Below are 13047 nucleotides of genomic sequence, written 5' to 3' on the forward strand. Positions count from 1 at the left end.
CGGTCAGGACTGTCCCGCTTCCAGGCTCACCGGCTGGCCGGCGGTCTGGAAACGGTCGATGCGGAAATCCTGCAGCGGCGTATCGGTGCGCCCGGTGGCGATGATCTCCGCCATCACGTCGCCGACGCCGGGACCGAGCTGGAAGCCGTGGCCGCTGAAGCCGAAGGCGTGGAACAGTCCCGGCGTCGTCGCCGACGGCCCCATGACCGGCAGCTTGTCGGCAACATAGCCTTCGCAGCCCGACCAGGTGCGGATCACCGTGACATCGGCGATCGCCGGCAGCAGCCGGACCAAGCCGCGCAATTGTCCGGGCAGCCGCGCCGGGTCCGCCTTGGCGTGGCCCGGGTCGAGCGGCACCGGCACACGCTCCGCCGCGCCACCGAAGACGATGTTGCCGCGTTCGACCTGACGGAGATAGCCGTCCCCGCCCGCCCGCGACCACATGCCGACCACCGGCAGGATCCTGTGCGGCAGCGGTTCGGTGACACCCATCTGCGGCCCGTATGCCGACATCGGCACAGGCTCGCCGAAGCCGGCGGCGACGCGCGCGCCCCAGGCGCCGGCCGCGTTCAGCAGGCAGTCGGCGGTGAAGCGGCCCTGCCGCGTCACCGCTTCGAATCCCGAACCCGTCGCTGATACCTCCACCGGACCGCACTCCTCGACGATCTCGGCGCCCAGTCGGCGGGCGGCGTCGGCGAAGGCAGGGGCGATCAGGCGCGGATTGCCGCTGCCGTCCTGCGGCGAGAACGAAGCGGCGATGGCACCCGGCCCCAGCCCCGGGAAGCGGCGGCGGATCTCCGGCGGCGTCAGCTCGTCGAGTTCCAGACCCCATGGCCGGGCGTCGGCGATGTAGCGGCGCATGTCGGCCAGCCCGTCCTCGTCGAACACCAGCCGCAGGTGGCCGGTGGCACGAAACTCCACGTCGCGGCCCAGCAGTTGCTCCGCCTCGCCCCACAGCGCCCGCGACCGATGGGCGAGCGGCAGTTGCGGCAGATACCGGCCGCTGCGGCGGATGTTGCCGAAGGACGCGACGGTGGCGCCCGTGCCGACGCGGTTGCGTTCCAGCAGCGTGACGCGTAGGCCGCGCCGGGCCAGGAAAAAGGCGGCGGCCGATCCCATCAACCCGCCGCCCAGCACGATAACCCTCATCGACCTCTCCCACATGCGGGCGGACGCGGCTCCGCCCCATCGGTCAGGCTGCACATGACCGGCGAGCGGGTCAAAGACGGGTTGGGCATGGTCCCATAAGGCCGGGCTATGGATCGAGCCATTGGAGGCCCGGTGCATAAGTCCGCCTTATGCGTTTGCTTTCATTGGGTCTTAGACCGCCCTCGCCCCGCCATGTCAGCTTTTTGCCCAGCACAGGCTGACTTGCGGAAGGGAGCAAAGATGGACGGGGGCATGGGTGAGGCCGATTGGAAGGTCGGCGTCGATATCGGCGGGACCTTCATCGATTTCTGCGCGCTGGACATCCGGTCGGGCCGGGTCGCGTCGCTGAAGGTGCTGACGACGCCGGACGATCCCGGCGCGGAACTGATGACCGGACTGACCCTGCTGGCCGAGCGCGAAGGGATGGACCCGCGCGCCGTCACCCGCTTCGTGCATGGCACGACGGTGGGGATGAACACGGTGATCCAGCGCAAGGGCGCGCCGCTGGCGCTGCTGACCAATGCGGGGTTCGAGGATGTGATCGAACTCGCCCGGCTGCGCATGCCCGACACCTATTCGCTGTTCTGCTCGCGCCCCGACCAGCTTGTGGCGCGCGACATGATCTTCGGCATTCCGGCCCGCCTGCGGTCGGATGGGACGGAGCGGCAGGCTCCCGACCGGGCGGCCGTCGCCGAGGCCGTGGCGGCCCTAAAGGCCAAGGGAGCGGTGGGCGTCGTCGTCGCCTTCCTCCATTCCTGGCGCGACGGCGGCCACGAGAATGCGGTGAAGGAGGAGATCGCCCGGCTCGCCCCCGACCTGTTCGTCTTCACCTCCGCCGAGGTTTGGCCGGTGATCCGCGAGTATGAGCGGACGACGACCGCGATCCTGAACGCCTATGTCCATCCCCGGATTTCCGGCTACCTGTCGGCGCTGGAGGAGCGGCTGGCCGGACGCGGGGTGCCCGCCCGTCCGCTGCTGACCAAGTCCAACGGCGGCGTGATGAACGCGGCGGAGGGCAAGCGGGCCTGCGTGCACATGCTGCTGTCCGGTGCGGCCTCCGGCGTCAACGGCGCGGCGTGGCTGGCCCGGCAGGCGGGAGAGCCGCGTATCCTGACGCTCGACATCGGCGGCACCTCGGCCGATTTCGCGCTCATCATCGACGGTCAGGCCCAGTTCGGCACCGGCGAGATGATCGGCGAGTTTCCGCTGCACATCCCATCGGTTTCGGTCAGCTCCATCGGCATCGGCGGCGGGTCGATCGCCAGCGTCGACGGGCAGGGGGTGCTGCGCGTCGGGCCGGAGTCGGCCGGATCGACGCCGGGTCCGGCCTGCTATGGCCGTGGCGGCGAATGGGCGACGGTGACCGACGCGATGGTGGTGTGCGGCTGGCTCGGCCACAGCCAGATGGCCTACGGGCAGCTGCGGATGGATGCCGATCTTGCCCGCGCCGCCGTCCGGCGGTTGGCCGACGAGCTGTGCCGTTCGGTGGAGGCCACCGCGCAGGCCATCCTCGACGTCGCCGTGTCGGAAATGTTCGCGGAGGTCGAGAAGATGGCGGCGCGTGCCGGTGTCGACGTGCGGGACTTCGCGCTGATGCCCTTCGGCGGCGGCGGGCCGATGCTGGGAGTGTTCCTGGCGCGTGAGTTGGGGATGCCGCGCGTCGTCGCTCCGCGCTGGCCGGGTGTGGTGTCGGCACTGGGTGGGCTGGTCGCCGACCTGCGCGGCGATTTCGTCCGCACCCTGTTCGCAGAATTGAATGCCGGGCTGATGCCGACGCTGCGCGAAGCCTTCGCCGCGATGGGCGCGGAAGGGCGCGACTGGCTCGCGGCCCAGGGCCATTCCGGCGCGGTCGAGCTGATGATCGTCGCCGACATGCGCTATGCCGGCCAGAGCTATGAGATCGAGACGCCGTTGGACCACACTTGGCTGGATGGAGACGACCCCGGCGCCATCGCCGCCGCCTTCCATGCGGCGCACGCGCGTCTTTACGACTTCGACGACCCCGATGGGCGGATCGAGATCGTCAACCTCCGCCTGTCGGCCATCGGCAACGGGCCGGCGCTGCACTTCCCCACCGCGCAGGACGAGCCGCGCGCCGCGTCGGCGGAGCGCACCGTCCCGGTCTTCACCGGCGGCGTCGTGACCCCTGTCGGGCTGTATCGCCGAGCGGACCTGCAGGCCGGATCGCGCTTCCAGGGGCCGGCCATCGTTGCCCAGGAGGACACCACCTTCGCCATCCCGGCCGGGACCGAAGCCCGTGTCGACGCGCACCTCAACCTCCACCTGACCTTTGCGGAGTGATCGCTGTGTTTGACCGAATGAAGCTTCAGGTTCTGGCGAACCACGCGCGCTCGGCGGCCGAGAACATGGCCCACACGCTGCAGCGCACCGCCCATTCCGCCTTCGTCAAGGAGACGGAGGATTTCACCGTCATGTTGCTGAACCGCCGGGGTGAGACCTTCGGCGTGCCGATGGAGTTGGGGGCGACCTGGTATCCGGGCCTGACCTACGGCCGAACCATCGAGATGATCGAGGATTACCGGCCGGGCGACGTCGCCTTCACCAACGATCCCTATTCCGGCTTCGTCGCGACCCACGCCCCCGACACTCACCTGTGGAAGCCGGTCTTCTACGATGGGGAGATCATCGCCTGGACCGGCGGGCACATCCACAACACCGACATGGGCGGCGCCGTTCCGGCCTCGCTGTCGCGGGCGCTGACCGAAATCCATCAGGAAGGCATCCGCTTTCCGCCGATGAAGCTGGTCCGCGAAGGGGTGTTCGACGAGCAGATCCTGCGGATCATGACCACCAACGTCCGCAAACCCGACCTGAACATCGGCGACATCAAGGCCCTGGTCGGCGCGCTCAACACCGGGGAGCGCAAGATCCTCGCCATGGTGGAGAAGTTCGGCAAGGCCGCCTTCCTCGATGGTGTCGACGCGCTGCTGGACCATGCCGAGGCGCAGGCCCGCGACATCCTGCGCGCCATGCCCGACGGGGAGTGGGTGTTCGCCGACTACGCCGACGAGGATTCGGTCGCCGCCAACCCCTGCCGCCTGAAGCTGACCCTGAGAATCAGGGGCGACGAGGCGATCCTGGACTTCACCGGGTCGGACCCGCAACTCGCCTCCTCGCTCAACGTGCCGTCGGGCGGCGATCCCCGGCACACCATCCTGTTGGTCGGCGTCTATTACGTCCTCTACACCCTCAATCCGAAAATCCTGCTGAACACCGGATTGACCCGGCCCTTCACCTGCATTGCGCCGGAAGGGACGGTCCTGAACCCGACCTTCCCGGCGGCAGTGGGGATGCGGTCGCTGACCTGCGCGCGGCTGCGCTCTGTGATCTTCGGCGCCTTCTCCCAGGCGGTGCCGGAGCGGCTTCCGGCGGCGCCGGCCGGCAACAACTGCATCGTCAACGTGATGACCACCGACGAGCGGACGGGCAACCGCATCATCGCCGCTGTCAATCCGGTGGTCGGCGGTGGCGGCGGTATGCCGCACCGTGACGGCACAAACGGCTCCGGGGCCGACGCCGCCTATCTGAAGAACACGCCGATCGAGATCACCGAGATGGAAACCCCGGTGGAGTTCGTCCGCTACGGGCTGGCGACCGACAGCGGCGGGGCAGGCCGCTGGCGTGGAGGGCTCGCCACCCACATGGCCTTCCGCGTCTTCTCCCCCGACACCCGGATCACCGCGCGCAACCGTGACCGTGGCTTCTTCCGCCCCTGGGGCGTGCTGGGCGGCCGGGCGGCGGGGCTGTCGGACATGGTGGTCAATCCCGGCACGCCGGGCGAACGGCGGCTGGGCAACATCGACACCGCGGTGCTGCAACCCGGCGACGTGCTGGACATCCGGTCGGCCGGCGGCGGCGGTCGCGGCGATCCCTTCACGCGGGAGGCATGGCGGGTGGCCCGCGACGTGGCGCGCGGCTACGTCTCCGTCGGGGCGGCGGAGCGGGAGTATGGCGTCGTCATCCGCGACGGCGTGCTGGACGCAGCGGCCACCGACCGGCTGCGCGCGGACCGGCCGTCGCCCACCGGGCATTTCCATTTCGGGCCGGAACGCGAAGGGTACGAGCGGCAATGGACCCCTGAGGCCTATGATTTCCTGACGCGGACCCTGGACGGCTTGCCGATCCACTGGCGCTTCTTCGCCAAGACGGAGATCTTCAGCCGCATGTCCGGCCGTTCCGGGGCCGAGGGGGTGGAGGCCGCACTGGAGGAGGTCTACGCCCGCTTCCCCGAGATGCCCCGTTCCAAGGCCATGGTCCGGGAGGCGGCGGAATGAGCGGGACGGCGTTCGGCGCCCCGCCGGAACCCGGCGGCCGACTGGTCAGGCTGGCCGAGACGGGGCGGCAGCCGGTCCGCTTCCTGCTGGATGGGGCGGAGCGGATGGCGCTGACCGGCGATACGGTGCTGACGGCGATCCTCACCAACGCCCCGGCTCTGCGGCAGGCGGAATTCGGCCCGGAGCAGCGCGCCGGCTTCTGCCTGATGGGGGCGTGCCAGGATTGCTGGATCTGGCAGGAGCAGGGGCCGCGCATCCGCGCCTGCTCCACCCCGGTGGCCGAGGGCATGCGGCTGCTGACCCGGACGCGGAGGGATTGGCCATGACCGAGCCGCAGGTTGTGATCGTCGGCGCCGGCCCCGCCGGGATCCGTGCGGCCCAAACGCTGGCGGCGGCCGGCCTGTGCCCGACGGTGATCGACGAGGGCGCGCGGGCCGGCGGGCAGATCTACCGCCGCCCGCCCGACGGCTTCATCCGTCCGCCCGGGACGCTCTATGGCTCGCAGGCCGGCAAGGCGGTCGCGCTGCACACTGCCTTCGACGGGCTGGTGGCGGCCGGCCGCATCGTCCATCTGCCACGCCGGTCAGTCGTCGCCCTGGCCGACGGGACGCTGCACACGGTCGGCGAAAGCGGAAGCCGCCGGATCGGCTACGACCGGCTGATCCTGGCGACCGGGGCGACCGACCGCCTTGCCCCGCTGCCGGGTTGGCAGGCGCCCGGCGTCTACAGCCTGGGGGCGATGCAGATCGCGCTGAAGGCCCAGGGTGTGGCGATGGGGCGGCGGATCGTGCTGGCCGGGTCCGGGCCGCTGCTGACCCTGCTGGCGACGCAGCTGCTGAAAGCCGGGGCAGAGGTCGCCGCGGTCCTCGACACCGCCGGCATGCGCGCCCAGATCGCCGCCTTCCGCGACCTTGCCGTCCGTCCGTCCTTCGCCCTGCAAGGGCTGGCGATGCGGGCGCGGCTCGGGCGGCACTACCATGCCGGGGTGGTTCTGGAGGGAATTGAAGCGTCGGACACCGGGGTGACGGCAATTCGCTGGACGGATGCCGGCGAGCAGGCGCGGCGGACGGCGTGCGACGCGGTTGGGCTCGGCTGGCATCTGAAGGCGGAAACCCAGCTTGCCGATCTCGCCGGCTGCCGGTTCGCCTACGACGCGACATGGTCGCAATGGTTGCCCTGCACCGATCGGATGGGCCGTGCCGGGGACGGCGTCTATCTGGCCGGCGACGGTCTGCGCCTGCTGGGGGCCGATGGGGCGGAGGTCGCCGGGCGTCTCGCCGCCGCCGCCTGTCTGTCCGATCTGGGCCTGCCGGCACCGGATACCGCTGCCGACCTCAAGCGCCTCGACCGGCTGGAGCGCTTCGCACGCGGGATCGCCCGCGCCTTCCCCTGGCCGACGGATCAGGTGCGCGCCCTGCCGGACGATGCCGTTCTCTGCCGTTGCGAGGGGATCACGGCCGGCGCGGTGCGTGAAACGGCCGCCTATGGCGGGGCGGAGGCCAACCGGGTGAAGTCGCTGGGCCGTGCCGGAATGGGGCGTTGCCAGGGCCGCTATTGCCAGCTTGCGGCGGCCGATCTGATCGCCGTCACCGGCGGGCTTGCGCACGCCGGAGAAGTGGGGCGTCTGCGCGCGCAGGCCCCCGTGCGCCCGGCGCTGGTCAGCGCCTTGCTGGAGGAGGAATGAGCCGCAGCGGGGGCCTACCCGGCCGGCCCCCGCCGCTGCATCCCTGAATATCCATGTTGATATTTAAAACATGATTGTGCATGATCTGAATATGTCTAATGATGTATCAGCGTGGTGTGCAGGATGATCACGGCTTCGCAGATGCGCGCCGCTCGGGCGCTCCTGGGGATCGACCAGAAGACACTCGCCGAAATGGCCGGACTGTCCGTTCCGACCATTCAGCGCATGGAGGCGAGCGACGGAAACGTGCGCGGCGTGGTCGACAGCCTGACCAAGGTGGTCGAAGCCCTCACCCAAGCCGGAATCGAACTGATCGGCGAGAATGCGCAGAGCATCGCCGGCGGCCGAGGCGTCCGGTTGAGGACACCGACGGAAAAATCCTGACGCCACACCCGATCGAACCTGCGACGGCGACCGCCGACCTGATGCCGACGATCCCGCCGCCTTATTGAAGGCCGCCGGACAGATGACAGCCCGAACCGAACCGATTTCCCAGCCCCCAATCTCCAAACCCCGTCAGCCCACCTTCGCCGAATTGTTCACCCCGAAGCTCGTCACCATTCTGCGCGAGGGGTACGGATTATCGAATTTCCGCGCCGATGCGATCGCCGGGCTGACGGTGGCCATCGTCGCGCTTCCGCTTTCCATGGCGATCGCGATCGCGTCCGGCGCGTCGCCGGCCCAGGGGCTTTACACCGCGATCTTCGGCGGCTTTCTGGTGTCCGCTCTCGGTGGCAGCCGGTTCCAGATCGGCGGTCCCGCCGGCGCCTTCATCGTGCTGGTCGCCGCCACGGTCCAGGCGCACGGCATGGACGGGCTGATCCTCGCCACCATGCTGTCCGGCCTGATACTGGCGGCCATCGGCTTTCTCCAGTTGGGCACATATATCAAATTCATGCCCTATCCGGTGACGGTCGGCTTCACCGCCGGCATCGCCGTCATCATCTTCGCCAGCCAGATCAAGGATCTGCTCGGGCTCCGCCTGGGCGTGCCGGAGCCGGGACCGCTGCTCGACAAGCTGCCGGTGCTGTGGTCGAGCCTGCCGACGGCGAGCCCAGCGGCGGTCGGGCTGGCCCTGGGGTCGATCGGCATCATCACCGGGCTGAAAGCCCTGCGACCCCACTGGCCGGGCATGCTGATCGCCGTTGCCGGAAGTGCCGCCGTAACCGCCGGCCTCGGCCTGAAGGTCGCGACGATCGGCACCGATTTCGGCGGCATTCCGCCGGGCCTGCCGATGCCGAGCCTGCCGGCCATTTCTCTCGACAAGATCCAAGCGGTTCTGCCGAGCGCCGTGTCGTTCGCGCTGCTCGGCTCCATCGAATCGCTGCTCTCGGCGGTGGTCGCCGACGGCATGACCGGGCGCCGCCACCGCTCCAACTGCGAACTGGTCGGGCAGGGCGCCGCCAACGTCGCCTCGGCCCTGTTCGGCGGATTCTGCGTCACCGGCACCATCGCCCGCACGGCGACCAATGTTCGCGCCGGTGCCCATGGGCCGGTTTCCGGAATGCTGCACTCCGCGTTCCTGCTGGTCTTCGTGCTGGTCGCGGCGCCGCTGGCCAGCTTCATTCCGCTCGCCAGCCTTGCCGGCGTGCTGGCGGTCGTGTCCTGGAACATGGTCGAGAAGCCGGCGTTCGCGCTGCTGTTGCGTTCCTCGCGCGGGGACGCCGCGGTGCTGCTGTCGACCTTCCTGCTCACCATCTTCCGCGGTCTGTCGGAAGCCATCGTCATCGGCTTCGCGCTCGGTTCGGTGCTGTTCATCCATCGCATGTCGAAGGTGACGGCGATCGAAAGCCAGACCCCGTTCGTCGCCGAGGATCGGCCCGACGGCGCCTCCTCCGCCCGCACGCCCTACGATGAGGCCGCCGCCGATCCCGATGTGGTCATCTATCGGATCTCCGGCGTGTTCTTCTTCGGCGCGGCGGCCTCGATCGGCTCGGTGCTCGACCGGATCGCCGACACGCATCGGGTGCTGATCGTCGATTTCGGTGCCGTGCCGTTTCTCGATTCCACCGCCGCCAACACCATCGAAGGGCTGGCGCACAAGGCGGCCCGGCGCGGCGTGAAGGTGATCCTGACCGGGACCAGCCACGCGCTGCGGCAGGACCTGTTCAACCATGGGCTCAAGCCGCCTCTCGTCGCCTACGAACGGACGATTGAGGTCAGCCTGCGGAAGCTGCGGCGGAGCGATGGGCGTATGACCGCCGGGGCGGACGTATCCGCCGAGACGTGGCGGGGCAACGAAGGGTAGGATCGCCTGTTGTCCGGCTCGGGAGGCGGGCGCCGTCCAAGCGGTGCCCTCTCCGCGGCAGAGGGGGGCGTCATGAGAAAGCTGCTGATCGCACTGGCCGTCATCGTCGGTATGGTCGTCGTCGCGGTGGCCGCTCTGCCCTTTGTCCTGACCGGCGATTTCATTGCCCAGCGCATCGCCGCGGTGGTGAAGGAGCGCACCGGCCGCGATCTCGATCTCCGGATCGCCTCGATGACCCTGTTCCCGCGTCTGAAAGCAGCGGTCGCATCGGCGGCCTTGTCCGATGTGCCCGGCAGCGGACGCCCGCCGATGGTGGAGGTCGGGAGCGCCGAGCTGGAAATGCCGCTGTGGCCCCTGCTGCACGGCACCGTGGAGTTGGAGCGCCTGCATGTCGACGGCCTGCGGGCCAATCTGGTGGCGGACACCGCCGGGCGCGGCAATTGGGACTTCGGCGGCCAGGAAAGCGGCCGGGCTGCCCCGCCCGCCGGTCCGGCCGGGGCGAAGACGCAAGAGCTTCCCGACCTGCGTTTCGGCGACGTGCGCATCGGCAATGTGGTTGCCAGCTACACCGACCAGCGGTCCGGCCAGTCCATCGCCCTGTCGGATGGGTCGCTCGTGGTGGCGATGCCCGATCTCGACACGCCGGCCAATATCGAAGGCCATGCCGCGGTCAATGGCCGTGCGCTGACCCTGACGGCCCAGATCGACTCCCCGCGGGCGCTGGCCGCCGGCAACCCGACGGCGGTGCGCGGGCAACTGGCATCCGACCTGTTCGAGGTCAAGCTGGATGCGAAACCGGAGGCCGACGGTCGTACCGGCGGGCCGCTGACAGCGTCGGTGCCCGACCTTCCCGCCCTGGCCGGGTGGCTGGGGGTTCCGAACGCGGGAACGCTGCCGGTGCGGACGGTCCATCTCACCGGCAGGGCCGGCCTCGGTGGGCCGCAGGCGTCGCTGGACGATTTCAACCTGATGCTCGACGATGCCAAGGCGAGCGGTGCGGTGCGCGCCGATTGGTCCGGCAAGGTGCCGGGCGTGACGCTGCGGGCGTCGGTCGATCCGATCGATCTCGACCGCTTCCTTCCCGCCCCTGCTCCAGCCCGTGGTGTACCGGCCCAGGGATCGGGCCCCGGTTCCGCCGACGCCGGCTGGAGCGACGAGCCGATCGACGTTTCGTCGCTGCGGCGTCTGAACCTCGATGCGGTCGTCGACAGCAAGGGGACCAGAATCCGGGGCATCGAAATCGGGCCCACCCGGACCAGCATCGCCCTTCGGGACGGCGTTCTGGCGGTCGATGTGCCGGACCTTTCCGCCTTCGGCGGCCGCACCAGCAGCGCAGTGAAGTTGGACGCTACGAAGCAGCCGGCCAGCTACGCTCTGAAGATGACCGCCAACGGCCTGCAGGCCGAACAGGTGCTGGCGACCTTCGCCGGGACCAACGTGATCCGCGGCACCACCGCGCTGGACATCGACGTGACCTCGGCCGGCGGCAGCCAGAAGGCGCTGGTGTCCGCCCTGATGGGCACGACCCACATCCTGTTCCGCGACGGTGCGCTGCGGGGGATCAACATCGCGGCCATCCTCCGCGATCCCGTCGCCGCCGCCACCGGGCGACTGCAGGCCGCTGCACGCGAAACCGACTTCGCCGAGTTCGGAGGCAACTTCCGCATCGATCACGGCGTGGCCCGCACCGGCGACCTGCGCATGCTGGCGCCGATCTTCCGCGTGGAGGGACAAGGCACGGTGTCGCTGCCGGATCGGCGGCTGGACCTCCGCCTCGATCCGACCGTGACATCCAGCCTGAAGGGGCAGGGCGGGCAATTCGAAAAGGCCGGCGTGACGATCCCCGTCCTGGTGACGGGGAGCTTCGGCGCACCCTCGATCCAACCCGATTTCAGCGGGGTCGCCCTATCGGCCATCAAGGATCCGGCGAAGGCCGCAGAGGCGGTGAGACGCCTGAAGGAAGGCGCCTCGCCGGCCGACATCCTCGGCGGCTTCCTCGGCTCAGGCAATTCCGGCAATTCAGGCACCGCCGACAAGCCGGCGGGAAACCTTCCCCTGCCGATTCCCGGCGGTCAGCTGCCGCCGGCGCTCAAGGACCTGTTCGGCCGGTGAGGACGCCGGGAATGGCAGAGCCGGCAATCTTGGCCGCAATCCATGCTGTGACGGAACAATAATACGAACGGAAGGGTGGATATGACCATCGCGGCGGTCCGCTGCCCTGTCGCCAGTTGCCGTAACGGTCCAGCGCCCTATGATCCTGGGCAATGACCGCCTGGACGGTCTCGCAAGATGAGGGTTCGGGACATGAGTGACGCATCAGCCGCCGGCTGGATCGAGTTGACGGCGGCGGACGGCCACCGGATGCGCGCCTATCGGGCGCCGGCCAAGGGCGAGGAGATCGGGCGCCTGATCGTGGCGCCGGAAATCTTCGGCATCAACCACCACATCCGCAGCGTCTGCGATGGCTTCGCCAAGCAGGGCTTCACCACCGTGGCGCCCGACCTTTTCGACCGGGCCGAGCGCGGGGTCGAATTGCCCTATGACGATGCCGGCATCCAGAGGGGCATCGCGCTGAAGAGCGCGGTCGCGACCGCCGATGCCTTGCAGGACGTCGCCGCTGCGCTGGCCCATCTGGGCGGTGACGGTTCGGCCGCCATCGTCGGCTATTGCTGGGGCGGCAGCATCGCCTGGGCGGCGGCCTCGGCTCTGCCCGTGCGCGCGGCCATCGGCTATTACGGCGGGGAGATCGGCAAGACGCTGGACAGCGCCCCACGGGTGCCGACCCTGCTGCATTTCGGCGAGCAGGACCACGCCATCCCGCTGTCGGTCGCCGAGGGGGTAAGCTCGCGCTATCCGTGGGTGCCGGTGCATGTCTATCCGGCCGGCCACGGCTTCAACTGCGACGAGCGGGGGAGCTTCCATCCGGAAAGCGCGGTTCTGGCGCTTCGCCGGACCGTAGGGCTGTTGCGGGCGGTGTTCTGACCGGCCGCGTTCCGATCGGCTTTGCGTCCTTCCGCCGCCTGTCCGTCTGCCGTCCCAGCCGGATCGGCCAGCGGCGGAAGGCCAGCAGCCCGATGCAGATCAGTGCATAGATCAGCGGCGTCGTCTGCCAGCCCTTCACCAGCATGATGAAGTGCAGGCAGCCGGCCAGCCCGGCGATGAACACGCACCGGTGCAGGGCGCGCCAGTTCTTGCCGCCCAATCGCTTGACCATGCCGTCGGTGGAGGTGGCGGCCAGCGTCGTCAGGATCAGGAAGGCGCCCATGCCGACCGTGATGTAGGGCCGCTTGACGATGTCCTTCCAGATCGCCGGCCAGTCGAAGAACTGGTCCAGCCCGATGTATGTGGACAGGTGGACGCAGGCGTAGAAGAAGGCGAACAGACCCAGCATCCGGCGGAAGCGCGCCAGCCCGGCCACGCCCGTCAGCATGCGCAGCGGCGTCAGCGCCAACGCGATCAGCAGAAAGCGCAGAGCCCAGAGCCCGCTGGCCTTGACGCTTTCCAGCACCGGTTCGGCCCCCAGTTCGCCGGTGTAGGCGAGCCAGACGGTCCAGACCAGGGGAACAAGGGCGGCGGTGAAGACGACCGGCTTGGCCCAGCGGGACGCAAGGACGGCATTGGCGGCGGCGCGCCAATCGACGCTGCCGGCGGAGGCTATGGAGTCGGCCATC

Annotated in this window: 10 protein-coding genes; 8 read left to right on the forward strand and 2 right to left on the reverse strand. The window is 69.5% G+C overall.

The genetic code is table 11. The features are described 5' to 3' along the window. Nucleotides 1–3 precede the first annotated feature (3 nt). The gene (locus FZ938_RS15205) at nt 4–1149 is read right to left on the reverse strand and encodes an NAD(P)/FAD-dependent oxidoreductase (protein ID WP_149199310.1); all 1146 of its coding nucleotides are present in this window, start codon (nt 1147–1149) and stop codon (nt 4–6) included. A gap of 252 nt (nt 1150–1401) precedes the next feature. Between FZ938_RS15205 and FZ938_RS15210 the strand changes: the two genes are divergently transcribed. From FZ938_RS15210 to FZ938_RS15245, 8 genes are all read left to right on the forward strand, one after another. Continuing rightward, a complete protein-coding gene (locus FZ938_RS15210) occupies nt 1402–3450 on the forward strand; it encodes a hydantoinase/oxoprolinase family protein (protein WP_149199311.1) in 2049 nt (682 codons plus the stop codon). Nucleotides 3451–3467: 17 nt separating this feature from the next. Beyond that, nucleotides 3468–5444, forward strand: a complete 1977-nt coding sequence (locus FZ938_RS15215) for a hydantoinase B/oxoprolinase family protein (RefSeq protein WP_211101068.1) — start codon at nt 3468–3470, stop codon at nt 5442–5444. Continuing rightward, nucleotides 5441–5770, forward strand: a complete 330-nt coding sequence (locus FZ938_RS15220; protein ID WP_149199313.1) for a (2Fe-2S)-binding protein — start codon at nt 5441–5443, stop codon at nt 5768–5770. The genes FZ938_RS15215 and FZ938_RS15220 overlap by 4 nt, the downstream gene beginning before the upstream one ends. Then, nucleotides 5767–7128 carry an FAD/NAD(P)-dependent oxidoreductase gene (locus FZ938_RS15225; RefSeq protein ID WP_149199314.1) on the forward strand — a complete coding sequence of 454 codons (1362 nt, stop codon included), beginning with the start codon at nt 5767–5769 and terminating at the stop codon, nt 7126–7128. Before FZ938_RS15220 ends, FZ938_RS15225 begins: the two co-directional genes overlap by 4 nt. A 123-nt stretch (nt 7129–7251) precedes the next feature. Then, nucleotides 7252–7512 carry a helix-turn-helix domain-containing protein gene (locus FZ938_RS15230; protein WP_149199315.1) on the forward strand — a complete coding sequence of 87 codons (261 nt, stop codon included), beginning with the start codon at nt 7252–7254 and terminating at the stop codon, nt 7510–7512. 82 nt (nt 7513–7594) lie between these two features. Next, nucleotides 7595–9376, forward strand: a complete 1782-nt coding sequence (locus FZ938_RS15235) for a SulP family inorganic anion transporter (protein WP_149199316.1) — start codon at nt 7595–7597, stop codon at nt 9374–9376. Between the two features lie 72 nt (nt 9377–9448). Continuing rightward, a complete protein-coding gene (locus FZ938_RS15240; protein WP_149199317.1) occupies nt 9449–11488 on the forward strand; it encodes an AsmA family protein in 2040 nt (679 codons plus the stop codon). A gap of 192 nt (nt 11489–11680) precedes the next feature. Further along, nucleotides 11681–12358 carry a dienelactone hydrolase family protein gene (locus FZ938_RS15245; protein WP_149199318.1) on the forward strand — a complete coding sequence of 226 codons (678 nt, stop codon included), beginning with the start codon at nt 11681–11683 and terminating at the stop codon, nt 12356–12358. Here FZ938_RS15245 and FZ938_RS15250 read toward each other — a convergent pair. Further along, nucleotides 12270–13046, reverse strand: a complete 777-nt coding sequence (locus FZ938_RS15250) for a protein-methionine-sulfoxide reductase heme-binding subunit MsrQ (RefSeq protein WP_149199319.1) — start codon at nt 13044–13046, stop codon at nt 12270–12272. The genes FZ938_RS15245 and FZ938_RS15250 overlap by 89 nt on opposite strands. Between the last annotated feature and the right edge of the window lies 1 nt (nt 13047).

It is taken from the genome of Azospirillum oryzae (assembly GCF_008364795.1).
GTDB classification, from domain to species: Bacteria; Pseudomonadota; Alphaproteobacteria; order Azospirillales; family Azospirillaceae; genus Azospirillum; species Azospirillum oryzae.

What these genes read in the sequence shown, in the direction of transcription:
- FZ938_RS15205 (WP_149199310.1), bottom strand. Translation starts at nt 1,149, where the DNA reads ATGAGGGTTATCGTGCTGGGCGGCGGGTTGATGGGATCGGCCGCCGCC.
- FZ938_RS15210 (WP_149199311.1), top strand. Translation starts at nt 1,402, where the DNA reads ATGGGTGAGGCCGATTGGAAGGTCGGCGTCGATATCGGCGGGACCTTC.
- FZ938_RS15215 (WP_211101068.1), top strand. Translation starts at nt 3,468, where the DNA reads ATGAAGCTTCAGGTTCTGGCGAACCACGCGCGCTCGGCGGCCGAGAAC.
- FZ938_RS15220 (WP_149199313.1), top strand. Translation starts at nt 5,441, where the DNA reads ATGAGCGGGACGGCGTTCGGCGCCCCGCCGGAACCCGGCGGCCGACTG.
- FZ938_RS15225 (WP_149199314.1), top strand. Translation starts at nt 5,767, where the DNA reads ATGACCGAGCCGCAGGTTGTGATCGTCGGCGCCGGCCCCGCCGGGATC.
- FZ938_RS15230 (WP_149199315.1), top strand. Translation starts at nt 7,252, where the DNA reads ATGATCACGGCTTCGCAGATGCGCGCCGCTCGGGCGCTCCTGGGGATC.
- FZ938_RS15235 (WP_149199316.1), top strand. Translation starts at nt 7,595, where the DNA reads ATGACAGCCCGAACCGAACCGATTTCCCAGCCCCCAATCTCCAAACCC.
- FZ938_RS15240 (WP_149199317.1), top strand. Translation starts at nt 9,449, where the DNA reads ATGAGAAAGCTGCTGATCGCACTGGCCGTCATCGTCGGTATGGTCGTC.
- FZ938_RS15245 (WP_149199318.1), top strand. Translation starts at nt 11,681, where the DNA reads ATGAGTGACGCATCAGCCGCCGGCTGGATCGAGTTGACGGCGGCGGAC.
- FZ938_RS15250 (WP_149199319.1), bottom strand. Translation starts at nt 13,046, where the DNA reads ATGGCCGACTCCATAGCCTCCGCCGGCAGCGTCGATTGGCGCGCCGCC.